We start from the raw sequence: 24,413 nt of genomic DNA on the forward strand, positions 1-24,413 counted from the left end.
GAGCCTACACTCAGCGCGGGCCGTTGCCCGTCCAGTTGCGCCAGGCGACGTTGGAGAGGCTACGCAGGTCGGTCGCCAGCGGGCGTCGCGTCTGCTTATCGTGCTGGGCAATGACCTGCTCGGACTCACGAATCTTGAGCTGGAGCTCAGCGACTTGCCGCTTGGTCAGTTCCAGCGCTTTCCCGTCGGCGCTCTCGCCGACGGTGAACCGGGCCGTCTCGATCTGCTTCAAGACCGCACGATTCTTTTTGAGCTGGGCGCGATGCCAGGCAACCTTGCTGTCACTGTCCGCAACCATGGTGCACTCCCGCGAAATGCCGCGAAGACTAAACAACCAGGTCTTGATTCGCGACGGCTCCAGGCCGGCATCGGCAACATGGGAATACCATTTGTCGATCTGTTGTCCTGATTACTTGAGGCACGAACGCTCCAGTCCCCCGCGAGCGTCTCGATCTCATTGATCAGTTCGGATGCCCCCGCCTGTGGAATGGCTTGCGTAAGTTCATGATTTGTTCTAGATTGCGGCGATGCTTGCCTATGGGTGCTCCATGCGCGATCTGTGTTGGGTCCGAGACGAGATCGATCGAATGCGTCTACAGGTCGGGCGGCAGCGTCGTGAAATCCTGCAACTGCGGCGAGCCGGAGTGGCGACAGTAGCGGCCGAGGCGCTGTTGCAGCGCATGCTGGAAACTCTCGAGCGGCTGCGGCAGCAGCGCGAGCAGCTCAAGGTGGAGCAGGCGAGCCTGCTGCCTCGCAAGCAGCGGGGCGCCCGGCACGCATGAGATGCTGGCGGCGTTGGGAGCATCGCGGAGCGATGCCAGTCATCTGGAGCCAGAGCGAAAAACGGACCCTCCGGACGCGAGGGCTCTGACCGGCCGATGTGCGTCAGCGGTCCGATACTTGCGACAGGTCGTTGTTCGGCGCGCCCGAGCCGACTTCATCCTGATCCGTTGCACCCTGGCTGGGGCGTGCGGAGCCCTGCGACTTCCTGTTGGCTGCCGTCGTTGGCGCCGGTTCGGAGGTACGAGCCTCGGGCAAGACGATGTCCGGCGGCACGGTCATGAGCTCTTCCGCGGTAGCCTCGCACGATTTGATCTCGAAATTGTTGTCCAGGATCTTTTCGCCGTGCGTGCCGAGCGTGATGAGATCAGCCTGTTCCGCAGCCTCCCAGACCTCGCGCTCGGTACGAAACGGACGGGTCAGCTGTTCGTCATTCTCAAACAATGCGTAGGGCACGAGCGCCTCCAGATTGCGATCCATCGAGGCAGCGATGCCGCGCTGCTCAAAGCCGGCCGTCCATTCGAGGCAGGCACGTCCAGACAAACTGCTGCAGGTGCTGGCTGGTTCCACGCAGGAGAGTGCCGATCCGATCGACCAGTTGTAACGATCCGTCCGGCCCGCCCGGCGGAACATGGACGCAAGCGCGAGGTTGCCCGCGGTGTCGAATTTCCAGGAGAATTCAATGGACATCAAGGGAAAGAGGATCGCGATCCTCGCGACCAACGGGTTCGAGCAATCCGAGCTCGAAGTGCCGCGCGATCGCCTCAAGCAGGCGGGCGCGACCGTCGAGATCATCTCGCTCGCGCCGGGCGAGATCAAAGGCTGGGATGACAAGGACTGGGGACGGACCGTCAAGGTCGACAAGACGTTGGACGAGGCTTCTGCTTCGGACTACGACGCCATCGTGCTGCCGGGCGGCCAGATCAATCCGGATCTGCTGCGTATGGAGCCGAAGGCACTGCGGTTCATCAAGGAGATCTTCGAAGCCAAGAAGATCGTTGCTGCGGTCTGTCATGCGCCGTGGCTCCTGATCGAGACGGGAATTGCCAAGGGGCGCAAGATGACGTCCTACAAATCGATCAAGACGGACGTTGCCAATGCCGGCGCTCAGTGGCAGGACGCGGAGGTCGTGGTCGATCAGGGCGTGATCACCTCGCGCAATCCCAGCGATCTGGAAGCCTTCAGCGCCAAGATTATCGAAGAGGTCAAGGAAGGCCGCCATCTCAAACGCAATGCGGCCTGAGTCCGCAGCGATCAGGGCGCGGGGACGGGCCCAGCGTCCGAAGGTGTTCGGACGCTGGGCCGCAGTCCACACGGAGCGCCTCCAGCGCAATGGGGGAACGCCGCCAGAGGCCCAGAAAAGACGCGCGGCGGGCTGGGTCGTTCCCAATTCCGCCCCCGATCGCACATTGGCCAGTGGTCGACGGCCTCGCAACGTTCAGTGAAACGTCGGAACTTCGCTGCTTATCCCGGGTTTGCCGCTCTTGAACGGGCCGCGGGAGATGTGTCGTGAGTGAGAAAGCAAAAATCGAGGACTACAAGGCTCCGGCCGGCGGTTGGGGATCGGTGCGCGCGGTCGCGAGCATCCTGACGCAGGAGGAGGTCACGCTGCTCGGCAGCGAGATCCTGCTCAAACAGAACAAGCCAGGCGGCTTCATGTGCGTCAGCTGCTCCTGGGCCAAGCCGGCAAAGCCGCACCCGTTCGAATTCTGCGAGAATGGCGCCAAGGCAACCGCGTGGGAAATCACCGGCAAGACGGTCGGACCGGAGTTCTTTGCTCGGCACACGTTAGCTGAGTTGCGGACCTGGTCGGATCATCAGCTGGAAGAGCAAGGGCGTCTTGCTCATCCCCTGCGCTACGATGCTGCGGCGGATCGCTATGTCGCCGTGAGCTGGGAGGAGGCCTTTCGTGACGTCGGCGCGGAGTTGAACAATCTCGATCCGCATTCGGTCGTGATGTACACCTCGGGCCGGGCTTCGCTCGAGACCAGCTACATGTATCAGTTGTTCGGCCGCATGTACGGCACCAACAATTTTCCCGACAGCTCCAACATGTGCCACGAATCCACATCAGTGGCTCTGCCGGAGGTGATTGGCGTCCCCGTCGGTACGGTGCTCCTTCAGGATTTCGACAAGGCAGATTGCTTCTTCTTCTTCGGCCAGAACACGACGACCAACTCGCCGCGCATGCTGCATCCGTTGCAGAAGGCGGCACAACGCGGCGTGCCCATCATCACGTTCAATCCGCTGCGGGAGCGTGGGCTGGAGCGCTTCACCAATCCACAAAATCCCATTCAAATGGTGCTGACCGGGGGAACGCGGATCAGCACGCAGTATCATCAGCTGCGCATTGGCGGCGATGGTGCGGCGCTACTCGGATTGTGCAAGGCCGTGATCGAGGCGGATGATGCCGCGGTCGCGACCAAGAGCCCGCGCGTGCTCGATGTCGCCTTCATCGAGCAGCACACGTCCGGCTTCGAAGCTTTCGCAACCTGCTGCCGGCAGGCATCGTGGAGCGATATCGAACGCTCCTCCGGCCTCACGCGCAGCGCTATTCTGGAGGCCGCCAAGGTCTACGCAGGCTCACGCGCCGTCATAGCCAACTATGGGATGGGAATTACCCAGCATCGCCATGGCGTCGAGACAGCCAAGATGATCGTGAATCTGCTGCTATTGCGCGGCAACATCGGGAAGCCCGGGGCGGGTATCTCGCCTGTCCGCGGCCATTCCAACGTGCAGGGGCAGCGTACCGTGGGAATCTCGGAGAAGACCAAGCTCGTGCCGCTCGACAAGCTGGCCGAGCTTTATTCCTTCGAGCCGCCGCGCTGGGACGGTCTCAGCACGGTCGATGCCTGCCAGGGCATCATCAAGGGCGACGTGAAGGGCTTCGTCAGCCTCGGCGGCAATTTCCTGCGCGCCATTCCGGAACGTTCGCTGATGGAGCCGGCATGGTCGAAGCTGCGGCTGTCGGTGCAGATCGCAACCAAGCTCAATCGCAGTCACCTCGTTCCGGGCGAGGTGACCTATCTGTTGCCGTGCCTCGGCCGCATCGAAATCGACCGGCAGGCGGGCGGAGAGCAGGCGGTCTCGATGGAGGACTCCACTACCTGCATTCACGGCTCGCGCGGCCAGCGCCAGCCAGTCGCCGAGACCCTGTTGTCCGAACCAGCCATTGTCGCCGGTCTCGCCAAGGCCACCCTGAAGCCAAATCCGCGAGTCGACTGGGATGCCTGGGTCGGCGACTACGCGCGCGTCAGAGATGCCATCGAGCGAACCTATCCCGACCAGTTCAAGGACTTCAACAAGCGCCTGTTTCAGCCCGGCGGCTTTCCGCGGCCCATTGGCGCCCGCGAACGCAAATGGAAGACATCGACCGGCAAGGCGAACTTCACCGTGCCCAAGGCGGCACTCAATCCGCCGGAGGAAGGCAATGGCGTGTACCAGCTGATGACCTTGCGCGCCGACGGCCAGTTCAACACCACCATCTACAACGAGGACGACCGATTTCGCGGCGTCACGGGTGGCCGTCAGATCGTTTTCATGAACGCGAGCGACATGGCTGATCTGGGCATCAAGCAGGGCGAACTGGTACGGCTTTCGACCGAGGCCGATGACGGCGTGGCGCGCTCGCTGGGCGGGCTTCAGGCGGTGGCGTTCGACATTCCGCGCTACAGCGTTGCGGCCTACTATCCCGAATGCAACGGATTGATTCCGCTATGGCACTACGCGGAGGGGAGCAAGGTGCCCGCCGCCAAGTCGATCCCGGTCCGGATCTCGCGCGACATGGCCGCCTGAGCCGTCCGGAGCGGTCAGCCCGCAGCCCGTTGTCGTGCGTCGCCCGGCGCCACCGTTGCGCAAGGGCTTGTGATCTCCGGCGGGGTCGCGCCGGGGCGGAGCGGGACGACCAGCCGGCACACCAATCCCTCGGGACGCCAGTCGAACGAGGCGCGCCCACCGAGCTGGCTTTCCACACTGGCCATCAGGCTGCGCGTGCCGAAGCCGCGCGAGGTCGGCGCGCGCACCAAGGGACCGCCGGTTTCAATCCAGATCAGATCCAGGCGCTCATTCTCGATGGTCCATTTGACTGAGAGATGCCCGGAGCGGACCGACAGCGCGCCGTATTTGGCCGAGTTTGTCACCAGCTCGTGCAGCGCCAGCGCCAGCGTCTGCGCGGTCGCCGGCTCGAGTTGCAGCTCGGCGCCGTCGAAGGCGACCTGGCCGCCGGTTGCATAGGGCGCGAGTTCTTCGGCCACCAGCCTGCTTATCTTCGCACCTTCCCAGCTTGATAGCGAGAGGATGGTGTGTACGCGGGCCAGCGCGCTGATGCGCCCCTCTACCGCGTCGACATAGGTCTTCACGCTGTCGGCTTTTGTCAGGCGAACGATCGACTGGGCCAAGGTCAGCGCATTCTTGGCGCGATGATCGACCTCGCGGGTCAGCAGGTTCTGGCGTTCCTCGGCGCGTTTTCGCTCGGTGATGTCGATCGTGACCCCGCTGACGCGGATCACGCGACCGGTCCTGTCGGTTGTCGCTGCGGCCGTTCCGACGCACCAGCGTTCTTCGCCATCTGGCCGGTTGATCCGGAACTCAGCCTCATACGATGTCGTGCCTCGGCTAAATTCCGCGACCACCTGGCGGGCACGCTCGGCATCCTCCCGGTGCAGGAGCGCCATGATGTTCACGGTGTTCAGCTCGAAGCTCTGAGGCGAGACGCCGAAGATACGGTACTGGCCCTCGTCCCACATCCAATCGCCATTGACACCGTCCCAGTCCCACGAGCCCATCCTGCCGGCCGCGATCGCCATGCTCCGACGCTGCTCGCTCTCGACGAGCTTTGCTGTCGATCGCTCAAGCTCGGCCGTGCGGGCCCGTACCCGGTCCTCCAGCTCAAGGTTGAGATGTTCCAGCTCGCGTGTCTTGCGATAGAGCTCGGCAAAAACCTTGATCTTGGCGCGCAGCACCTCCGGCACGACGGGAACCGGTACGTAGTCGACGGCGCCCATCTCATAGCCACGAAGGCGGTCGAAGTCGCTCACCTGGATGGCGGAGATGAAGATGATCGCAATCTTCTGGAACCTCGGATGCTCACGGATCATTTGCGCCAGTTCGAAGCCGTCGAGCTCGGGCATGCAGACGTCGACGAGGATCACCGCGATCTCGTTCTTCAACAGAATTTCGAGCGCCTCGCGCCCGGAGGTGGCGACTACGAGTTTCTCGCCGAGTTCCTTCAGGATGACCTCGTAAGCCAGCAGCTTCGCCGGCTGATCGTCGACCAGGAGGATGTTGACCTTCGCATGTTCCATCATGATGAACCGTTCAGCGGTGCAGCCACATGCGGATCGCAAGGAGCAGCTGCTCGGTGTTGACGGGCTTTGCCAGATAATCGGAGGCGCCAGCTTCGAGACACTTTTCGCGGTCTCCCTTCATGGCTTTCGCGGTCAACGCGATGATGGGGAGCCGGACGAAGGCGGGATTTTGCCTAATGACGCCGATCGTCTGGTAACCATCCATCTGCGGCATCATGATGTCCATCAGGACGATCGAGATCGCGGGATTGCTCTGCACCAGGTCGATCGCTTCGCTTCCGGTGGTCGCCGTCAGCACTTTCATGCCGCGGCGTTCCAGCACGCTGGAGAGAGCAAAGATGTTGCGGGCGTCGTCGTCGACCAGCAGCACCGTCTTGCCGATCAGATCTTCGTCGGAACTGTTCAGCTTCTCCAGCATGCGCTGCTTCTCGAGCGGCAGTTCCGTAATCACACGGTGTAGGAACAACGACGTCTCGTCGAGCAGCCGCTCCGGTGACTCGACGCCCTTGACGACGATGCTGCGCGCCATCGTATGCAGTTCCGCATCCTCCTCGGCCGACAATTCCCGCCCGGTGAAGACGACCACCGGAACGCTCGACAAGAAATCGTCGGAGCGCAATTGATCGAGTACGTCGAACCCGCTCATGTCGGGCAGCCGCAGATCGAGAACCACGCAATCGCACGGCGCGCTGCGCAGCGTCTCGAGCGCCGAAGCTCCCGTATGCGCCGCGATGATCTCGATGTCGTCGTGATCCAACAACTGGCGGATGCTGAGTTGCTCGGCCGCGTTGTCCTCGACGATCAGCAGCCGCTTGCGTCGCGGCTTGGCGTATTCCTTGATCTGCGACAGGGCCGCGCTGACGCCTTCCGTTGTCGTGGGCTTGCTGACAAAGGAGAACGCGCCACGCGCCAAAGCGTGCTGGCGGTCTTCGTCGAGCGTGATGATCTGCACCGGGATGTGCCGCGTCAGCGGATTGTGCTTGAGCTGGCTCAGAACGGTCCAGCCGAGCATGTCCGGCAGGAAGACGTCGAGAGAGATCGCGGCCGGTTGATACTGCTTGGCGAGGTCCAGCGCCTCGGCGCCGCGGCCGGCGATCAGGACCTTGAAGCCCTTGTCGCGCGCGAGGTCGATCAGGACGCGCGCGTAGTGCGGATCGTCCTCGACCACGAGCAGGATCGTATCGTCGGGTTCGAGATCGAGACGATCATCCGGCGGGGGCTCGATCCCGCGCTCCGGCGCGGCCGCTTGCTGTACGGCTGGGGGTTGAACATAGGGAACGGGCGATGCTGGACTGACGCGCGGCGTCGTTGCGGGACCTGAATATTTGAGCGGCAGATAGAGCGTGAAGGTGCTGCCCTTGCCGGGTGCGCTCTTGAGATGGATCTCGCCGCCCAGGAGGTTGGCGAGCTCGCGGCTGATCGCGAGCCCGAGGCCGGTGCCACCATATTTGCGGCTCGTGCCGGCATCCGCCTGCTGGAACGCCTCGAAGATCAGTTTCTGCTTGTCTTGCGGAATGCCGATGCCGGTGTCCGAGACTTCGAACGCGATCACGGCCGGTGCAGTGTTGAGCACCGGATGTTCTGCGCTCCATCCGCCGAGCGCCGCAGATACCTTCAAGCGCACCCCTCCTTCGGCGGTGAACTTGAAGGCGTTCGAGAGCAGATTCTTCAACACCTGCTGCAGGCGCTTGGAATCCGTGACGATGCTACGCGCAAGGTTCGGGTCCACGTCGATGTTGAAGGCGAGCAGGCGATTTTCCGCCTCGTGGCGGAACGGACGTCCCACGGTTTCCAGGAGGTTGGTGGTGAGGATCTCCTCGGCATCGACCGTCACGGTGCCGGACTCGATCTTGGAGAGATCGAGGATGTCGCTGATCAGATTGAGCAGATCGGTGCCGGCGCCATGGATGGTGCGGGCGAACTCGACCTGCTTGAGGGTGAGATTGCCGTCCGGATTCTCGGTCAGCTGCTGGCCGAGGATCAGGATGCTGTTGAGCGGCGTGCGCAGCTCGTGCGACATGTTGGCGAGGAACTCGGACTTGTACTTGGATGTCAGCGCGAGCTCGGTCGCCTTTTCCTCGAGCGCGCGGCGGGCCTGCTCGATCTCCTGGTTCTTGCGCTCGACCTCGACGTTGCGCTCGGCGAGCTGTTGCGCCTTCTGCTCGAGCTGCTCGTTGGTCTGTTGCAGCTCGCGCTGCTGGGTCTGAAGCTCCGCGGCGAGCTGCTGCGACTGCTTCAACAGCCCTTCGGTCTGCATCGTGGCTTCGATCGAATTGAGCACGATGCCGATGGAGTCGGTGAGCTGCTCGAGGAACGTCATCTGCGACGTCGTGAACAAACTAAGCGACGCCAGCTCGATCACCGCCTTGACCTGGTTCTCGAACAACACCGGCAGCACCACGAGGTTCTTCGGGACGGCGCGGAGCAGGGCGGAGCCCACGGGGATGACGTCGGATGGAATCTCGGAGACGAGCCGCTGTCGCTTGTCGATCGCGCATTGTCCGATCAGCCCCTCGCCGAACTGGACGTGCGTCCGGTGAGGATAGATGCCGTCATCGGCGTATGAGGCAAGCAGGCGCAGCTGTGGCGTGGACTCGGTCTCGACCTGGTAGATCACACCGCGGTGGGCGTTCACCAGCGGCGTCAGCTCGGTCAGCAGCAGGCGGCCGACGGTGGTCAGGTCGCGCTGGCCCTGCAGCATGTTGGTGAACTTGGCCAGGTTGGTCTTGAGCCAGTCCTGCTCTGTGTTGAGGTCGGTGGTGAGCCTCAGATTGGTGATCATCGTATTGATGTTGTCTTTGAGCTCGGACACCTCGCCGCGGGCATCGACCTGGATGGAGCGGGTGAGATCGCCCTTGGTCACGGCCGTCGCGACCTCGGCGATGGCGCGCACCTGGGATGTCAGGTTGGCCGCAAGCAGGTTGACGTTGCCGGTCAGATCCTTCCACGTGCCGGCCGCGCCGGGCACGTTGGCCTGGCCGCCGAGCCGGCCCTCGACGCCGACCTCGCGGGCAACGCTCGTCACCTGGTCGGCGAAGGTCGCCAGCGTCTCCGTCATGTTGTTGATGGTTTCGGCGAGCGCTGCGACCTCGCCCTTCGATTTGACCGTGAGGTTCTGCTTGAGATCGCCATTGGCGACGGCGGTCACGACCTTGACGATGCCGCGGACCTGTTCGGTCAAATTCGCGGCCATGAAGTTCACGGTATCGGTGAGGTCCTTCCAGGTGCCGGCAACGCCCGGCACCTGCGCCTGTCCGCCGAGCTTGCCCTCGGTGCCGACCTCGCGTGCCACGCGCGTCACCTCGCCGGCGAAGGCGTTGAGCTGATCGACCATGGTGTTGATGGTGTTCTTCAGCTCGAGGATCTCGCCTTTCACGTCGACGGTGATCTTGCGCGACAGGTCGCCGCGCGCCACGGCGGTGGTCACCTCGGCGATGTTGCGGACCTGCGTGGTCAGGTTGGCCGCGAGCAGGTTGACGTTGTCGGTCAGGTCCTTCCAGGTGCCGCCGACGCCGGGCACAACGGCCTGGCCGCCCAACCGGCCCTCGGTGCCGACCTCGCGCGCGACGCGCGTCACTTCGGCCGCGAACGAGCGCAACTGCTCCACCATCGTGTTCAGGGTGTCCTTGAGCAGCAGGATCTCGCCGCGCACGTCGACGGTGATCTTTTTCGACAGGTCGCCGCCGGCGATCGCGGTCGCGACCTCGGCGATGTTGCGCACCTGGGCCGTCAGGTTCGAGGCCATGAAGTTGACGCTGTCGGTCAAATCCTTCCAGGTGCCCGCGACTTCCGGCACCTCGGCCTGGCCGCCCAACTTGCCTTCGGTGCCGACCTCGCGCGCCACGCGCGTCACTTCGGAGGCGAAGGCGTTGAGCTGATCGACCATGGTGTTGATGGTGTTCTTCAGCTCGAGGATCTCGCCCTTCACGTCGACGGTGATCTTGCGCGACAGGTCGCCGCGCGCCACTGCCGTGGTCACCTCGGCGATGTTGCGGACCTGAGCCGTCAGATTGCCGGCCATCGAGTTGACGCTGTCGGTGAGATCCTTCCAGGTGCCGGCGACGCCGGGCACGTTGGCCTGGCCGCCGAGCCGGCCCTCGGTGCCGACCTCGCGCGCGACGCGCGTCACCTCGCCCGCGAAGCGGTTGAGCTGATCGACCATCGTGTTCAGCGTCTCTTTGAGACTCAGGATCTCGCCGCGCACGTCGACGGTGATCTTGCGCGACAGGTCGCCTCCGGCGATGGCCGTTGCCACCTCGGCGATGTTGCGCACCTGCGCCGTCAAATTGCCGGCCATCGAGTTGACGCTGTCGGTGAGATCCTTCCAGGTGCCGGCGACGCCGGGCACCTCGGCCTGTCCGCCGAGCTTGCCGTCCGTGCCGACCTCGCGCGCCACGCGCGTCACTTCGCCGGCGAAGGCGTTGAGCTGGTCCACCATCGTGTTCAGCGTCTCCTTCAGCTGAAGGATCTCGCCGGAGACGTTGACCGTGATCTTCTTCGACAGGTCGCCCTTGGCGACGGCGGTGGCGACCTCCGCGATGTTGCGGACCTGGCCGGTCAGGTTGGAGGCCATCGAGTTGACGCTGTCGGTCAGGTCCTTCCAGGTGCCCGCGACTCCGCGCACCATGGCCTGCCCGCCGAGCTTGCCCTCGGTGCCGACCTCGCGCGCGACGCGGGTCACCTCGCCGGCGAACGCGTTGAGCTGGTCGACCATCGTGTTGATGGTGTCCTTCAGCTCCAGAATCTCGCCGCGCACGTCGACGGTGATCTTCTTCGACAGGTCGCCATTGGCGACGGCGGTCGTCACCTCGGCGATGTTGCGGACCTGCGCCGTCAGGTTCGACGCCATCGAGTTGACGCTCTCGGTGAGATCCTTCCAGGTGCCGGCGACGCCGAGCACGTTGGCCTGTCCGCCGAGCCGACCGTCGGTGCCGACCTCTCGCGCCACGCGCGTGACCTCGCCGGCGAACGCATTGAGCTGGTCGACCATTGTGTTCAGCGTTTCCTTCAGCTGAAGGATCTCGCCGGAGACGTTGACGGTGATCTTTTTCGACAGGTCGCCGCTGGCGATGGCCGTGGCGACGTCGGCGATGTTGCGGACCTGTGCCGTCAGGTTCGACGCCATGAAGTTCACGTTGTCGGTCAAATCCTTCCAGGTGCCGGCAACGCCGGGCACCTGCGCCTGGCCGCCGAGCTTGCCCTCGGTGCCGACCTCGCGCGCCACGCGCGTCACCTCGGATGCGAAGGCGTTGAGCTGGTCGACCATCGTGTTGATGGTGTCCTTCAGCTCCAGGATCTCGCCGCGCACGTCGACCGTGATCTTGCGTGACAGGTCACCGCGGGCGACCGCAGTGGTGACGTTGGCGATATTGCGGACCTGAGCGGTGAGGTTGCCGCACATCGCGTTGACGGAGTCGGTGAGGTCCTTCCAGGTGCCGGCAACGCCGGGAACGATGGCCTGACCTCCGAGCTTGCCGTCGGTGCCGACCTCGCGCGCCACACGCGTCACCTCCGACGCGAACGACCTGAGCTGATCGACCATCGTGTTGATGGCTTCCTTCAGCTGCAGGATCTCGCCACGAACGTCGACCGTGATCTTCTTCGATAGGTCGCCATTGGCGACTGCGATCGTCACCTCCGCGATGTTGCGGACCTGGCCGGTGAGATTATTGGCCATGGAGTTGACGCTCTCGGTCAGGTCCTTCCAGACGCCCGTGACTTCGGGAACCTGGGCCTGGCCGCCGAGCTTGCCCTCGGTGCCGACCTCGCGCGCCACGCGGGTCACTTCGGACGTGAAGACGCTGAGCTGTTTGATCATCGTGTTGACGATGGTCGCCGACTGCAGGAACTCGCCGCCCAGAGGCCGGCCATCGACGTCCAGTTTCACGGTCTGCAGGAGGTCGCCTTGGGCCACGGCGGCAACCGCGCGCGTCACCTCACGGGTGGGCCATAGAAGATCGTCGATCAACGTGTTGATCGAACTCTCCATATCCGCCCAGGAGCCGCTTGCGATGCCGAACCGCACGCGCTGGCGCGTCTTTCCCTCCCGTCCCACGACCTGGCCGACGCGCTCGAGCTGCTGCGCCATCCGCTCGTTGGCCGCAATGATCTCGTTGAACGTGTCGGCGATCTTGCCGTCGATGCCGAGATAGTCGCCGCCCATACGCACGGAGAAATCTCCGGAACGCATGGCCTGGAGAGCGCGGAGCAGGTCCTGGCTGGCATCGGCCGCCTCGGCTCCGTTGCCTTGGCGGCCAAACCCTTGGCGCTCGGGCATCGGACTGGCAGCAGAATCGAGATCGCTCATCAAGTTCCCCGTGGCAGACCGTCTACCAGCAAAAATCCGAGACTCGGATAGCCGGCGGCCATAGAAGCCGCCGCAACTACTCAAATCAAGCCAGGATGCCGATTTCCAAGGCTAATGGAACCGGCCTTTACTGGCGCGAGTGCTTCAACTCCAATCCAGGAAAAGGGTTCCCATGTATTCGTCGCTGACGAAGGAGGCGATTTCCATTGGAACGGGGAAAGGGGGCGCGTCTCATTCGAGTAAGAGGAGAACCTGCCTCAAGTTCGCTATTGCTGCCGTCTTGATGCCTCCGAAGGGGACTAGCAATGGAAACCACGGCAGAGACGGGGATGCCGGAAGCAATGGCGCCGGGATGCCGACGGATCCGAAGATCCCGAGACGCCTAAGAATGCAGGCCCTTCACGTTGGCAGTGTCGCGTCGCTTCTGAGCAGGACCCGCGCTGCAACGTGCGCCATGTTCCACCAGCGCAGAGCGAACATTAATATCGTGTAACAGAGTTGCGGCGGTCCGCCGTGGCTCCCAGCTGATTGAGATGAAACGATCGGATCTTTTCAGAGAGAACGCAGACAACTGTCTCCAGCTCGCGGAGCGCGCCGAGGGAGAGCCGGCGTTCCGGCGCTATCGACGGATGGCCCAAGGCTGGAAAGCGCTCGCGCTCCAGCAGGATTGGCTCGATGGCGAAATCGCACCGCTCGGCGAGTGCCGGACCGCGCTACGCGAGTAACCAATCTGGATGGAGGAGCGTCCCATGACCCCCCGCACCGTTCTCATTGCGCTGCTGACGGCCTTCAGCCTGGCCTCGGCCGTCGCCGCGTTCACGACGATTCGTCAGGTGCATACGGAAGCGTATTCGCTGCCGCAGCCCATCACCCACATCTGAACCAGCGGCAGCCGAACTTCTCCATCTTCTCCATCGTGGCCCCGCCGGAGACCTGAAGCGGCGTCCAGATCGGCCCGGGCGCGACGGCGTTCACGCGTATGGCCTTCGGTCCGAGCTGCTTGGCCAACGACTTCACATAGTTCATGGGTCGCCGCCTTTGTTCGCGCATAGTCGTAGAGATCCGCAGAGCCATCATAGGCCTGCTCGGACGAGGTGCCGATGATGACCGATCCCGGCTTCAGATGGGGCAGGGCGGCCTTGATGATCCAGAACGGGGCATAGATATTGGTTTTCATCGTCGCGTCGAAATCTTCGGACGAGACATCCAGGGTCGACTGACGCGTCTGCTGCCGCGCGGGTGTTATTGACGACAATGTCGAGTCCGCCGAGTGCTTCGACGGCCTGTTGCGCCAGCCGCCGGCAGAACGTCTCCTCTCGAGGGACGTGGTCAACAGCCTGAGATCGCCAACGTTTCGTTTGGATCGCTCAAAGCACCGTGTTGCGCCAGATGCGCGGTCGGCTCTGCGGCCTGTTGGCTCAAGGAGGGAACGAACAGGCGCGGCCCGCGTCGTTTCGATCGAATCGCAGCGGCGTCAGCGCTATCCAATCCGGCGCCCTTCGTGGATCACCAACCAAGGAGAGCCATCCGATGGCGCAGCAAGGCCAAGGCATCGTCAGGACAGGACGCGGTGAGGATCAGCCCGCCGACAAGGAGCGTGCGCAGCAGGTTCATAAGACCACATCTCCGGATGCTCCGTCCCGCGAGGCGACACGTCATCCCGAGCAGGACGGTAACCCGTCGGAGGCCGACTGAGAGCGCTTCAGGCTCTTGGGAACGGCCGGTGACGGCCGAACGTTATCGATCCACTCGCACCGGGAGGACCACATGACGTCGATGCTCGATGAACGCGAATATGGCAACCTGATTGGAAGCGACAAGGTCGAAGGCACGGCCGTTTATGGCGCCGACGACACCAAGATCGGCACCATCGAACGCGTGATGATCGACAAGCTGAGCGGGCGGGTCTCGTATGCCGTCCTGGGCTTCGGCGGTTTCCTCGGGCTTGGGAATGATCACTACCCGTTGCCCTGGCAATCCCTGAAGTACGACACGCGACTCGGCGGCTACGTTACCGGCGTGACCGAGAACCAACTGCGAGGCGCGCCGAAATATTCCGACGAGCGTGAGTGGGACTGGGGGGATGCCGGGGCGGGGCGCAAGGTCGACGACTATTACGGCGTCCAACTCGCGTAGGACCGCCGATCCCGCTCATTGCCCTGGCGAGGCTTGCTGACGAACGTGGCGCGTAGCGGCCATCGTCAGCGATCTCCGATGAATCTCAGGCGGCCGGCGGCTGAGCGCCGCTTTCGGCCGCCGATCCAGCCATCATGCTGCGGCGGCTCGACAGCCAGATCGGGATCTCGCGGTAGCAGGTGCCTTTTTCATTCATCTCCGCGACCGTCCACCGGCTCGGATGCCGTTCCTTGCCGACGAAGACCCAGTCGTCGGCGGCGGGCGGCGGCTCATTCGGCCTCGTCCTCAGCCATGCCGAACGAGCTCCTTTCGGCAAGCGATCCTGCTTCATCTGATAGAGATCATATACTGGTGAACGCATGACGCTACTCGTCCTCAAGCAACCGCAATCCTCAACACCCTCAGCGTGTCGCGTCGTCGCGGCGGAATTGTGGGAGCGGCGCGGCCAAGCTGTGCAAAAGCACGATCAAGCCTGCAATGGACGGCATCTGCCATATTCTTCGCGTGGCGCGTATCACTTCGAAAAGGCGACGCGCGGGGCCGTTCAACAACCCCGCGAGCCCGGACCGACGCCGATTGCGTCCGGCAATGAAGAGCCGCCAGCCTCGACCGGCAGACTGATCAAATCAGAAGAAGGCGTAGCTGAGATCGAGACCGTAGGTGGCGTGGAGAATGAAGCCAAACGCAGTGGCGCCGCAGAGCATCAGGATCGTGCGCAGCTTCTCGGAGTCGATACGAGTCTCTTCGAGATGGGTCGGGAGAGCCTTGATGAGTGTTGTCATTGTGGGACCTCTGTACGCGAAACGAAGACGGAGAGTGAGTTTTGAAAAGTATATCCGAGGTTGTTAGATCCCGTTTCTGGGGAGGTGGTTTTTGTAGGGCCCCAGAAGAGTTCTAATTGTGAAAGAGGAACCCAGCATCGTGCAGTTTTTGGGGCAAAGTTGCGGAAAGTAAATGATCAGTAAATTAAATCTGAGGTTGATATTAGTTGCGTGCAGTATTGTTGCACGTTTTGGCTGTTGAAGGAAGTTGCCAGGTTGCGGAGACGCGGCGTCGCACGTTTTTAAGCCAAATTCCTTCAGGGAAGCGGTTTAGGCGCGCTCAGCCTGCGCGGGCCGGTGCCGATAAGCACTGTCCGAGGTACGACGCCAATGCGGTTGCAAAAGCAACTCGAAGTATAGAGGCAGCCCACCTCGACCTCGGCCGATTTGTGGCGAGGTGTTAACGGCTATGGCGATGTCGCCACTCGCTCGCCAGCTTCTTTGGCATGATTGGTATCATGTGAGTGGTGACGACGGAAGGCGGTCGCTGAAATCTCGCGGGTGGGTGTGCTCATCAAACAACAGCCGCACAATCATCGAGCGTGGATCCCGCGTGCGTCTCGCGTCGAGCCTAGTTGAGGCGTCAGCGTGGCAGGCGTTTCGTGGATGATGATCGAGGGAGTACGCGCGGCACGTCTGCCCGCGTGACGACAGCGCGTTGCTAGCCGGAGCAATCAAGGCGGAGGGCTGGTCAGTCACGGACACACAAGCGGTCCTCGTGTCGAAAGCTGCGTCGGGCGGGGGGGCGCGCTGGCGCAGTGAATGATCCGGCTTGCCGGCATGTTGGCCTTGACGGTGCTGCCATTCTCTCTGGCGCGTCGGGCTTTCAATCACCGCCTCAAAGTCAGCACCGGGATCGGGACCGAGTGCGAGTTGTCTTGATGCTCGCGGGATGCACCCCCGCAGGCGAATGGCCTCCCGCTGGGCCTGCGATCCGTCGGCGTCCCCACGCGGCGGGACCGTGGGATGGTGCGGCAATTCGGATACACCAACCAAGAACGGTATTTCCGTGTGTTTCGGAACGTTGCGATCCATTTGCGGACATGTCAGCAGGTAACTCGTTAGGGCGAATGGCCCGCCCAGGCTACCAGCATGACGCACACAAAGGTTTTGGAGTACCGGCCGGACATCGATTGGCTGCGCGCCGTAGCCGTGATTTCGGTCATTGGATTTCATTTCGAGTTGCCAGGCTTTGGCGGCGGGTTTGTCGGCGTCGATATCTTCTTCGTCATCTCCGGTTATGTGATCTCCCGGCTCATCTGGACCGGCATTCAATCCAATTCGTTTTCGTTCATCGCCTTCTACGAACGAAGGGCGCGGCGCCTGCTTCCAGCGCTCTACCTGATGATTGTCGTTACCGGGATAGTCGCGTGGTTCTTTGCGCCTCCTGGCGACTACCGAATGTTTTTCGGAAGCGCGGTCTCTACGCTTCTGTTTTCCTCGAACATCTTCTTCTGGTCGCAGACCGGCTATTTCGATCTCCCAACGATCGGGAAGGTTCTCATCCACACTTGGTCATTGTCGGTGGAGGAGCAGTTCTACTTCCTGTTTCCGGTCGTGACTTGGCTCTGGAGCAGACTGTTTCCCGACCCAACGTCGAAGCTGTCGCTCGGACTGGTCGTCACCGGAACGGTCGCGCTGTGTGTGCTCGATGAGCTTTGGATCAAGCAATCGCCCTCGGCCGCCTTCTACATCGCCCCGCTGCGGGCCTGGGAGTTTCTGATCGGAAGCATCGCATTCTTTCTGCATCGATGGTCACCGGTCAGAAGCGAGGCGCGTCTCATCCTTGCGACAGCCGGCATGGGCTCCGTGCTGATTCCCGTGGTCATCTTCCGCGCGGAGACACGATTCCCCGGGTTGCATGCGCTGATTCCCTGTCTCGGTACTGCGTTCTATATTGTCGCCTTCAATCAGGAGCAGGGCAGGCCCCGGCTGCCGTTCCGCGAGACCGGAGCCTTCCTCGGCCGTCTGTCCTATTCGCTCTATCTTTGGCATTGGCCGGTGTTCGTCCTCGGCAGGGCCGCGCTGCCGCTCGATGTCGCGACCTCGGCGTTTGCTACCGCCGGGCTCCTGCTGTGCTCGCTGCTGCTGGCCTATCTCTCTTACGTCATCGTCGAGCGGCCGGCACGCGCGCGAACGGAGTGGGTTGGCGTGCGTGGCTCCCCGGTGATCGCGGGCATTGCCGTCGTCCTGATCGCGGTCGGAGTTCACGGCATCGCTCATGACGGCTACGCCGATCGCTTCCCGCAATCCCAGGCACGAATGCTCCGGTACGATTCCCGGACGATGGAGCCGTTCTATCGTGCGCACAGCTGCTTCTTGCAGCCCGATGAGCCGCCATCGGCCTACGACTTTGATGCGTGCCTGAAGCCGGCCGCAAACAAGCGCAACATTCTGCTCGCCGGCGACAGTCTCGCCGCACATTATGCCTGGGGATTGCGCAGCTACCTATCCTCCGATGCCTATCATCTTCTGCAGCTTACGTCAGCGGCCTGTCCCCCGTTCGTCGAGCTCAAGCTGAGCACCTCGCGAAACTGCAACGACGTCAATCAGCTGCTACGCGATCAGATCAGGGCCCACGGCTTTGACGGCGTCGTTCTTTCCGGCAATTGGCGCGCCTATCTCGAAACCTACGGCCAGCCTCCTGCACGGCGCGTCGATCGGTATTTGAACGCGCTGCTGGCGGCAGCTCAGGAAGCCGGCGTTCCAGTTCTGCTCCTCGGTCCTTCGATCGAGTTCCCCGCTCCCTTGGCTTCGACGTTGTTCAACCATGAGCAGACGCACGTCCCAATCGGCAATTCGCTCTTGCCGAGAGAGGGGGCGTTCAAGGCGGACGACCGTTTGAAGGAGATCGCCAGCGCGTATCCGCTCGTTCAATACGTTTCCATTCTCGACACGATTTGCAGCAAGAGGCGTTGCCCGCTGACGATCGACGCGGAAACGCCGATTGTTTGGGACACCATCCATTTCACCCCGGAAGGGTCGAGGTTTGTCCTTTCGCAACTCGCGCCGCAACTGGATGCGTTCTTGCGGAGACTTGAGCAGCCCGCCGAGACCGGAACGCACGAACTCATGGCGGGTGACGGCCCGACGGCAACCCGGAACGTCGCTCCATCCCAGGTTCAATGATGAGGAGCGATCGAGCACGGGACCTGCGGGAGCCATGAACCTTCGACTGGGGTCGCGCGTTCGCCTGCCGCTGATGGCGGACGCTGCCTTCGCTGAGCCGCGAAGGTGGTTCAACGTCATGTTTTCTCAAGCCGTTGGGGACGACAGACATGAATCCGATCATCAAGGCCATGGCTGTGCTTGCATGCGCCGCGTGCTGGAGCAACGCCGCGCCGGCCGAATCGGTGCGCTGGAACACCTATAGGATCCCGGAGACCGGCACGTCGGTCGACATTCCCGTCTCGATCTTCAGCGACACGGCGGGCCAACCCGAGGGCTACGGCCAGCGCTTCCAGACCGCGGACGGTCGCGCCAATCTGACCGTGCAGTCGATGCCCGATGACACCCGGGAGTCGCCGGCGCGATTCCTCGCCCAGAAGAACCCGCCGCCGAACATCCAGTACAAGCGCGTCACCTCGCGCTTCTTCGCGGTGTCGAGCTACAAGGGCGACTACGTCTGGTATAATCGCTGCAACTTCGTTGGGGGCTATGTCCACTGCGTGCTGATCAACTACCCCCGGGCCTGGGAGCGCGATTGGGACGGCATCGTCACCCGCATCAGCCTGTCGCTGAATCGGAGCTGAGCGGGACGCCCATAGCGAAGCCTGGGACCGGCGGCTTTGATCCGCCTCAATGATACCGTCGGGCTGCGTCGCATAAGCTTCGGCTTCATTTCAGCCGCCGCTTACAGACGAGCCCGCCCCTCATGGCCGCCGCGTCCTTCACCGTCCGGGCCGAAAGCGCCAGCGCGATCGCCACCATCAGGTGCCGCAGCGCGCAGGATGCGCTGCTCACGGCAAACGCCTATCTGCGTCTCGGCGCTGCCTGCGTCAGCATAGAGACGCCGGGTGGACAGAGGATGAGCCCAGACCGGCTCGATGCGCTGCTCAACGATTCCGGCGGGCGCATCGGCTTGTGAAGCCGGGCGTCATGCAGATCGGCAATCATCGCTGGCGTGATCGCGACGGCCTGCCCGGTGCCTCCCGGGAGCACATCCAGGTTCAGGGTGACGACGCTTCGATGCGGTCGTCGGGCAGCGCCGTCGGCCACGAGACATCCGCGACATAGGGGCCGTAGAGGACGTCCTGACGCCGCCGGTAAATGATCGTGAGGGCGACAGCGGCGATGAAACAGATTGCGGCAAACATGGCTAGTTCAAACATGGTCCAACTCCATCGCCCAAGACGTGGCGGATGAAGGGCGTCGGCGTCAAATGGAAGCCGCCATTAAGCTGAAGAGCAAAGCTTGATGCGCGTTGGTTTTCCGGACGAGCAGTCTGCAAGCAGACAGCCAAAGTGGGCCGGCGGCGCCCGCGCGGCTCAATCTCGGATCGAAATTCCGGCCACTCGGCCGCGAGCTACTCCGCGACGGTCGACTGATCGGTATTGAGCTCTGGAAACATCGCCCGGCAGCTCAGGCAATAGGATTCGAAAATGAAGCTCAGCAACGCGGACATCGGTAACCCCTACGGTCGATTTGATGTTCGGCAACATGCCGGGGGTCTGTTTCACGACGACTTCGTAGGCGCGGCGAAATGGTTTCGATCGGCTCCCGGAATGTTTCGTCCTGCGCGGGGGAGGGGCGATTGATCAGCGACTGTGACGTCATCATCGACCAGCCCGGCTCATCCGCAGCTCAGGACGTGGGCGCGTGCAAGCTCCTGAAGATGAAGTTGTTGCAGTAGTCCTTTCGCTTCCAGAACCATTCGCCATCGGCGCGCTGGTGGATCTCCGGGTCGAAGGCGGACAACGGAAGCAATCTCCCGCGGCTCAGGAATTGGCCTCGATAGCCAAGACCCCGCAGGAGCAAGAACGTCTCCTTCACCCTGTCGAGCGTCGCCAGGCGGTGGTCGCACTCGACCACGATCAACGGCCGGCATCGGCGCAAGGTGCGCTCGGCGCCGCGCAGCACGTCGAGTTCGGCACCCTCGACGTCGATCTTGATCGCAGACACGTTTCCCGTATCGGGGAGATAGTCGTCCAACGACGTCGTCTGCACCTGGATGGCCTTCGAGGTCTCGGCGGGGCGGAGCAGCGAGGCCCCGGGCTGGTGCCCCTCGGGCACGAACAGGGTCTTCTTGCTGGAGCACGAATAGACGGCGCGTGGTTCGACCACGACGTTGTCGAGCGAGAACCGCTTGCAGAGCCGCGCCAATCTTTCGGCCAGGTCCGGCTGGGGCTCGAAGGCGACGACCCGCCCCGGCGCCGACCACCGCGCCAGCCAGTAGAGAAAACTGCCCTTGTTGGCGCCGATGTCGCAGACGACGTCGCCGCGCCGGATGTGACGCCGCAGCTCGGAAAGCTCCGTCTTGTGGTCGCGGAATCTGGACCGCAAAATTCTCACCAGAAACCGGGATGCCTCATGTTTCGCCAACCGAGCCCCCCAATGCCATGGCTACGCATCCGCCAAACGAAGGCAAGCTTGGGTGCGCACGCCCTGTCGTTCACGGCAATGTTTCGAAATGGACGAGCGGCGGGGCGCCACGATGGCGCTGGCGTGGCGATTGGCGATCCCAGCAGGGCTTTCCGGATAAGCCGGATCAATGGGATGGCGGCGAGTGGGTCACAGCCCGCATTCACGCGATTCCCGGGAGTTTTTGGGGCTTGTGACCCACCTCAACCGACGGTCGGGTGCCGACTGGCTCACCCTAGGTCGGCACGCCAGAAGGCGACGAATCTCGGTTCAAGCTAAAGATTTCCGCGCCGATGATAGTGGGTAGCCAGCCCATCGCGAAATCTTTGTGGCACCGCAAGGTTGCTCGTCATCAAGGTATGGCGGAAGTAGCCCGGCCTGTCGCTGGTTTGCCGCGGCCGTGAATGACCTCATCTCGGACCGTCCGGTCGGCGCGGCGATGTCCGCTTCCGGGGCACAACCGGAAGTAACCCACGGCAGGACTGATAGGCCGCTTGTGACCCACAGCGGACGCAATGACGGACTGCGGAGCAACGGATATTGTCCAGCCGAGGGCGGCCACCAGGGGAGCTAGATCGTGGATCTTTCGATTATCGTTCACGATGCCGAGGAGGCCGTGCGGGTCTCAACGCTTGCAGAATTTGAAAGAGTAATCCGCATGGCTCGCGACGAAGCGCGAACGCTGGACACGTTGAACATCATCTCTCTCCAGGCCCCAAACGGTAATGATCTTGCGTTGGTCGTGGGTGGCGACGAGACCGTCCTCGCTTTTCAGTTCGGTCACCACAATCCGCCGTACTATGTAAGTCGCGGCGATCAGTCCAGCACGCATCCGGTTATGACTTGCTACGTCGGGCTCGCTCATCAGACGGAGTTTCCGCGCAAATATGTGATACCCTTTTTGAAAAGGGCCTAATTGCCGCTCAAGAGTTTGCTGAATCTGAGACGCTCCCGAAGTCGATAGAGTGGACGGAGACGTGATCGAGTGTCTGCATATGGCCCATCTCGGACCTTCCGGTCGGCGCCAGGGACGTCTACTGTTGGGCGGCAACCGGAAGTGAACCGTCGAAGGACCGGAGGGCCACTTTTGGCCCATTGCCTATATCGAAATATCAAGACGATAGTCGTCGAGCTGTGTTTGGTTGTAGCCAACTATGGAGATTTGCGTCGTGCGCGTTGCGGCTTCCCAACTATCGCCACTCATTCTGGCCGTAGCAATGTTGTTATTTGGGCCAGCCCCCGCTGTACCCGGTGAGGAACTGTCGGACGCAGAGCGCACCCGGCGAGAGGTGCTGCAAGAGTGGTCCAGGGTTTCCAAAGGACAGACCAACTTCGAGGTGTCGGATCCTGAGCTGGTGCCGAAGTTTCTTGCGCATTTTGCAAGACAGTCAGGCTGCGTCTACGAACCAGACATCAAGAAGCATCCGATCCGCTTTATGCGCATCGAAGGCCGTCGTCTCTCGATCATTTTTTGTCGGCCTGGAATCTCTGGATCGGACCAAGTTTTCGATCTTACAGAGTTGCAAAAGCCTAGAGTTGTTCTGTTTCCGGTTGCGGCATATCCAGACGGATTTGGAACAACGGATAGACCGGGAAGTATAGAATATCAGCAAGATACAGGTATCTTTCGGGCCGAAATAGGTTCGGACACCAGTCAAAGCCTAGGACGCTACTCTTATCGCTACCAGGGTTATGATGGATTTGTAGTTGCGCGTGTCGAAGTGAAGAAAGATCTCGCAAGCGAATGGACAACGATATGGAGTGCGGTCCCGTGGAATATACCCTCGCGCTGAGACAGCAAGTGGGAGTGGCCCGCGAGACCTCCGCTACTCGCGGGCAAGGATCGAGACAATTCGGCTGATGGCTGCTTTTGGCCGACGGGTTGTAGCTTCACGGCCTAGCGATCGTGCATCAAACGACGATCATCCCCAACGCGACGTTGTAGGTCGTCAAATCTTGCCAGTGAACGTAATCAGTCCCATGGCGCCGCCAGCCAGCAGTTGCTGGCGCACTTTCTCGGTGTAGAGTTCCGCCTGCTGCAGTGTCTTCCAACCGAAGATGGCCTTGAGCTGGTGGGGTGTCGCCCCGTTCTCGGCCGCGATGGTCGCGCCGGCCTTGCGGAGGCCGTGGGCGCGTCCGGGGACGCCGGCCTCGATACACCGTTTCTCGAACCAATTCCCGAGCCCCTTGGTCGTGAACGGCCGCTTGTGCTCGGTCTCCAGGAAGGTCAGCTCGCCGAGCGGCGAGGCCGTAAGCACGGCCTCCAGCTGCGGCAGGATCGGGATCACCAGGTCGACCGGGCTGCGCGTGCGGTTCTTTCGTTGGCGGAAGTCGAGCCAACGCCCGGGATGCACCTGGCGCAATAGCGGGCTCATGTGCTCGGCCTTGCGGATGTGCGGACGTCCCATACGTGCCACGTCCGAAAGCCGCTGGCCGGTCATCATGAACAGCGCCAGAGCCAGATAGGCCTTGCTGCCGACCGGGTGGCGCTGCTTGAACTGCAGGATCTCCTCGATGCTCCAGGTGTGATGCCCGCCGGTCTTGGGCACGTCGAGCAGTTCCACCTCCTTGGCGACATTGGCTGCCATTAGCTTTGGCTCGGTCTTGACCGCCCATTCCGATAGCTTGCGAAGCGCCTTCAGCCGGTGGTTCGCCGAGTTGATCGAGGTCAGCGCCTTGCGGTTGATCAGCACCTGGATCTTGGCCCCTTGGGAATGTCGCAGGGGAGATCGCCGACTTCGAGCTCGGCGCCCTCCTGCACCGGCTCACGGCACAGGGCGTCCAGGATGCGCCGCCGGTTCTTCTGGGTCTCGACGTCGTAGCCTAGAAATTCCAGGCACTCCCGGTAGAATTTCTGGATCAGCCAACGCAGCGAGCGCTCGACCACACGGGGAGGCGCTGGCGGCCGTGGCGCCGTGTCCGGTCGTTGATAATGCCGCCCGGCCAAAGCAGCGGCAAATTCCTCGTGAAAGGCAGCCGTGCCAGGCTCCTCGCGCAAGCGCACCTTGCGAAACTTGGCTGTACCGGGAACGCGCTTGCGGAAATAGCGCCGTAGATTGCCGTGGCGATCGCGGTCTTCGTAATAGTAGCGCTGGTCGATTGGGGGCACGAGGACCTCTCCTCGGAGCCTGGGATCAGGCGACGCTGTCCCAGGCGCTGGGCACCGGCGCAAGCGCGACGGCCTCGTCTTCATCGAGGCAGGTTCTCGAAGGCAATGTCAAGCTCGTAACGGTCCCAGACCCGGCAGCCGCGCACCAGTCGGCCGCGGGGCATCAACCCGTCGGAGACCAACTCGTCAAACTTGGTCGGCGACATCCCGACCCAGTCGGCCGCTGCGGGCCGGCGCAGGCCGCGCGGCGCGTAGGCTCGTTCGCGATGGTCGGGCGCCTTCTTCTTCCGCGAGACCCTGCGGTCGGATCTCCGAGCCGTGGTTCGGCGAGCGGGGGTCCCTGGGGCCTGGACGGTCGCTGGGAGGAGGCCAAT

Annotated in this window: 22 protein-coding genes and 1 pseudogene; 12 read left to right on the plus strand and 11 right to left on the minus strand. The window is 62.6% G+C overall.

The features are described 5' to 3' along the window. Positions 1–10: 10 nt before the first annotated feature. On the minus strand, positions 11–298 hold the full coding sequence (locus QX121_RS01325; protein ID WP_315738073.1) for a hypothetical protein: 288 nt from the start codon (positions 296–298) through the stop codon (positions 11–13). Between the two features lie 289 nt (positions 299–587). On the opposite strand from QX121_RS01325, the gene QX121_RS01330 reads away from it, so the two are divergent. Beyond that, positions 588–782: a hypothetical protein gene (locus QX121_RS01330; RefSeq protein WP_315810964.1), complete on the plus strand. Its 195-nt coding sequence runs from the start codon at positions 588–590 to the stop codon at positions 780–782. Positions 783–885: 103 nt separating this feature from the next. Here the strand turns inward: QX121_RS01330 and QX121_RS01335 are convergent, their stop codons facing one another. Next, entirely contained in the window at positions 886–1,470 is a 585-nt protein-coding gene (locus tag QX121_RS01335) for a hypothetical protein (protein ID WP_315810965.1), read from the minus strand. Between QX121_RS01335 and QX121_RS01340 the strand changes: the two genes are divergently transcribed. Together QX121_RS01340 and QX121_RS01345 are read left to right on the plus strand one after the other, a co-directional pair. Continuing rightward, a complete protein-coding gene (locus tag QX121_RS01340; RefSeq protein WP_315810966.1) occupies positions 1,463–2,023 on the plus strand; it encodes a type 1 glutamine amidotransferase domain-containing protein in 561 nt (186 codons plus the stop codon). The genes QX121_RS01335 and QX121_RS01340 overlap by 8 nt on opposite strands. Before the next feature lie 266 nt (positions 2,024–2,289). After that, the gene (locus tag QX121_RS01345) at positions 2,290–4,575 is read left to right on the plus strand and encodes an FdhF/YdeP family oxidoreductase (RefSeq protein WP_315810967.1); all 2,286 of its coding nucleotides are present in this window, start codon (positions 2,290–2,292) and stop codon (positions 4,573–4,575) included. A 14-nt stretch (positions 4,576–4,589) separates the two neighbouring features. On the opposite strand, the gene QX121_RS01350 is transcribed toward QX121_RS01345, so the two are convergent. Together QX121_RS01350 and QX121_RS01355 are read right to left on the minus strand one after the other, a co-directional pair. Next, positions 4,590–6,083: an HWE histidine kinase domain-containing protein gene (locus QX121_RS01350; RefSeq protein ID WP_315797467.1), complete on the minus strand. Its 1,494-nt coding sequence runs from the start codon at positions 6,081–6,083 to the stop codon at positions 4,590–4,592. A 13-nt stretch (positions 6,084–6,096) separates the two neighbouring features. After that, positions 6,097–12,276 (minus strand): HAMP domain-containing protein, encoded by a 6,180-nt coding sequence (locus QX121_RS01355; RefSeq protein WP_409999304.1) that lies wholly within the window; start codon positions 12,274–12,276, stop codon positions 6,097–6,099. Positions 12,277–12,926: 650 nt separating this feature from the next. On the opposite strand from QX121_RS01355, the gene QX121_RS01360 reads away from it, so the two are divergent. Together QX121_RS01360 and QX121_RS01365 are read left to right on the plus strand one after the other, a co-directional pair. Next, positions 12,927–13,118 (plus strand): hypothetical protein, encoded by a 192-nt coding sequence (locus QX121_RS01360; protein ID WP_315810969.1) that lies wholly within the window; start codon positions 12,927–12,929, stop codon positions 13,116–13,118. 24 nt (positions 13,119–13,142) lie between these two features. Continuing rightward, entirely contained in the window at positions 13,143–13,274 is a 132-nt protein-coding gene (locus tag QX121_RS01365; RefSeq protein ID WP_315756589.1) for a hypothetical protein, read from the plus strand. A gap of 10 nt (positions 13,275–13,284) precedes the next feature. Here the strand turns inward: QX121_RS01365 and QX121_RS01370 are convergent. Further along, positions 13,285–13,712, minus strand: a pseudogene (locus QX121_RS01370) (SDR family oxidoreductase); the annotation flags it as partial. A 211-nt stretch (positions 13,713–13,923) separates the two neighbouring features. Between QX121_RS01370 and QX121_RS01375 the strand changes: the two are divergent. Further along, positions 13,924–14,088: a hypothetical protein gene (locus tag QX121_RS01375; protein ID WP_315738065.1), complete on the plus strand. Its 165-nt coding sequence runs from the start codon at positions 13,924–13,926 to the stop codon at positions 14,086–14,088. A gap of 72 nt (positions 14,089–14,160) precedes the next feature. Beyond that, the gene (locus QX121_RS01380; RefSeq protein ID WP_315738064.1) at positions 14,161–14,529 is read left to right on the plus strand and encodes a PRC-barrel domain-containing protein; all 369 of its coding nucleotides are present in this window, start codon (positions 14,161–14,163) and stop codon (positions 14,527–14,529) included. Between the two features lie 85 nt (positions 14,530–14,614). Here QX121_RS01380 and QX121_RS01385 read toward each other — a convergent pair whose 3' ends face one another. Both QX121_RS01385 and QX121_RS01390 read right to left on the minus strand, forming a co-directional pair. Next, a complete protein-coding gene (locus QX121_RS01385; RefSeq protein ID WP_315738063.1) occupies positions 14,615–14,890 on the minus strand; it encodes a hypothetical protein in 276 nt (91 codons plus the stop codon). A gap of 265 nt (positions 14,891–15,155) precedes the next feature. Continuing rightward, positions 15,156–15,311, minus strand: coding sequence for a hypothetical protein (locus QX121_RS01390; RefSeq protein WP_315738062.1), 156 nt, complete (start codon positions 15,309–15,311; stop codon positions 15,156–15,158). Positions 15,312–16,442: 1,131 nt separating this feature from the next. On the opposite strand from QX121_RS01390, the gene QX121_RS01395 reads away from it, so the two are divergent. From QX121_RS01395 to QX121_RS01405, 3 genes are all read left to right on the plus strand, one after another. Continuing rightward, positions 16,443–18,479 (plus strand): acyltransferase family protein, encoded by a 2,037-nt coding sequence (locus QX121_RS01395; RefSeq protein ID WP_315810970.1) that lies wholly within the window; start codon positions 16,443–16,445, stop codon positions 18,477–18,479. Between the two features lie 149 nt (positions 18,480–18,628). Then, the gene (locus tag QX121_RS01400) at positions 18,629–19,102 is read left to right on the plus strand and encodes a hypothetical protein (RefSeq protein ID WP_315738060.1); all 474 of its coding nucleotides are present in this window, start codon (positions 18,629–18,631) and stop codon (positions 19,100–19,102) included. Between the two features lie 122 nt (positions 19,103–19,224). Continuing rightward, the gene (locus QX121_RS01405; RefSeq protein WP_315738059.1) at positions 19,225–19,437 is read left to right on the plus strand and encodes a hypothetical protein; all 213 of its coding nucleotides are present in this window, start codon (positions 19,225–19,227) and stop codon (positions 19,435–19,437) included. Between the two features lie 82 nt (positions 19,438–19,519). Here the strand turns inward: QX121_RS01405 and QX121_RS01410 are convergent, their stop codons facing one another. Both QX121_RS01410 and QX121_RS01415 read right to left on the minus strand, forming a co-directional pair. After that, the gene (locus QX121_RS01410) at positions 19,520–19,681 is read right to left on the minus strand and encodes a hypothetical protein (protein WP_315810971.1); all 162 of its coding nucleotides are present in this window, start codon (positions 19,679–19,681) and stop codon (positions 19,520–19,522) included. A 472-nt stretch (positions 19,682–20,153) separates the two neighbouring features. Continuing rightward, positions 20,154–20,891 carry an FkbM family methyltransferase gene (locus tag QX121_RS01415; protein WP_315780023.1) on the minus strand — a complete coding sequence of 246 codons (738 nt, stop codon included), beginning with the start codon at positions 20,889–20,891 and terminating at the stop codon, positions 20,154–20,156. A 697-nt stretch (positions 20,892–21,588) separates the two neighbouring features. On the opposite strand from QX121_RS01415, the gene QX121_RS31605 reads away from it, so the two are divergent. Further along, the gene (locus QX121_RS31605) at positions 21,589–21,846 is read left to right on the plus strand and encodes a hypothetical protein (protein WP_409999305.1); all 258 of its coding nucleotides are present in this window, start codon (positions 21,589–21,591) and stop codon (positions 21,844–21,846) included. A 253-nt stretch (positions 21,847–22,099) separates the two neighbouring features. After that, positions 22,100–22,723 carry a hypothetical protein gene (locus tag QX121_RS01425; RefSeq protein WP_315810973.1) on the plus strand — a complete coding sequence of 208 codons (624 nt, stop codon included), beginning with the start codon at positions 22,100–22,102 and terminating at the stop codon, positions 22,721–22,723. 156 nt (positions 22,724–22,879) lie between these two features. Here the strand turns inward: QX121_RS01425 and QX121_RS01430 are convergent, their stop codons facing one another. Both QX121_RS01430 and QX121_RS01435 read right to left on the minus strand, forming a co-directional pair. Continuing rightward, positions 22,880–23,623, minus strand: a complete 744-nt coding sequence (locus QX121_RS01430; protein WP_315810974.1) for a tyrosine-type recombinase/integrase — start codon at positions 23,621–23,623, stop codon at positions 22,880–22,882. Beyond that, positions 23,617–24,039: a hypothetical protein gene (locus tag QX121_RS01435; protein WP_315810975.1), complete on the minus strand. Its 423-nt coding sequence runs from the start codon at positions 24,037–24,039 to the stop codon at positions 23,617–23,619. Before QX121_RS01435 ends, QX121_RS01430 begins: the two co-directional genes overlap by 7 nt. Positions 24,040–24,413 lie beyond the last annotated feature (374 nt).

The sequence above is a fragment of the Bradyrhizobium sp. SZCCHNR2028 genome (assembly GCF_032380995.1).
Classification (GTDB): Bacteria; Pseudomonadota; Alphaproteobacteria; order Rhizobiales; family Xanthobacteraceae; genus Bradyrhizobium.

Excerpts from the sequence above, each read along its gene's own strand:
- QX121_RS31605 (WP_409999305.1), top strand. The coding sequence starts at position 21,589 with ATGGCTCGCGACGAAGCGCGAACGCTGGACACGTTGAACATCATCTCT.
- QX121_RS01375 (WP_315738065.1), top strand. The coding sequence starts at position 13,924 with ATGGCGCAGCAAGGCCAAGGCATCGTCAGGACAGGACGCGGTGAGGAT.
- QX121_RS01395 (WP_315810970.1), top strand. The coding sequence starts at position 16,443 with ATGACGCACACAAAGGTTTTGGAGTACCGGCCGGACATCGATTGGCTG.
- QX121_RS01355 (WP_409999304.1), bottom strand. The coding sequence starts at position 12,276 with ATGCGTTCCGGAGATTTCTCCGTGCGTATGGGCGGCGACTATCTCGGC.
- QX121_RS01360 (WP_315810969.1), top strand. The coding sequence starts at position 12,927 with ATGAAACGATCGGATCTTTTCAGAGAGAACGCAGACAACTGTCTCCAG.
- QX121_RS01335 (WP_315810965.1), bottom strand. The coding sequence starts at position 1,470 with ATGTCCATTGAATTCTCCTGGAAATTCGACACCGCGGGCAACCTCGCG.
- QX121_RS01365 (WP_315756589.1), top strand. The coding sequence starts at position 13,143 with ATGACCCCCCGCACCGTTCTCATTGCGCTGCTGACGGCCTTCAGCCTG.
- QX121_RS01385 (WP_315738063.1), bottom strand. The coding sequence starts at position 14,890 with ATGCGTTCACCAGTATATGATCTCTATCAGATGAAGCAGGATCGCTTG.
- QX121_RS01410 (WP_315810971.1), bottom strand. The coding sequence starts at position 19,681 with ATGTTTGAACTAGCCATGTTTGCCGCAATCTGTTTCATCGCCGCTGTC.
- QX121_RS01400 (WP_315738060.1), top strand. The coding sequence starts at position 18,629 with ATGAATCCGATCATCAAGGCCATGGCTGTGCTTGCATGCGCCGCGTGC.
- QX121_RS01350 (WP_315797467.1), bottom strand. The coding sequence starts at position 6,083 with ATGGAACATGCGAAGGTCAACATCCTCCTGGTCGACGATCAGCCGGCG.
- QX121_RS01330 (WP_315810964.1), top strand. The coding sequence starts at position 588 with ATGCGTCTACAGGTCGGGCGGCAGCGTCGTGAAATCCTGCAACTGCGG.
- QX121_RS01380 (WP_315738064.1), top strand. The coding sequence starts at position 14,161 with ATGACGTCGATGCTCGATGAACGCGAATATGGCAACCTGATTGGAAGC.
- QX121_RS01325 (WP_315738073.1), bottom strand. The coding sequence starts at position 298 with ATGGTTGCGGACAGTGACAGCAAGGTTGCCTGGCATCGCGCCCAGCTC.
- QX121_RS01340 (WP_315810966.1), top strand. The coding sequence starts at position 1,463 with ATGGACATCAAGGGAAAGAGGATCGCGATCCTCGCGACCAACGGGTTC.
- QX121_RS01390 (WP_315738062.1), bottom strand. The coding sequence starts at position 15,311 with ATGACAACACTCATCAAGGCTCTCCCGACCCATCTCGAAGAGACTCGT.
- QX121_RS01405 (WP_315738059.1), top strand. The coding sequence starts at position 19,225 with ATGGCCGCCGCGTCCTTCACCGTCCGGGCCGAAAGCGCCAGCGCGATC.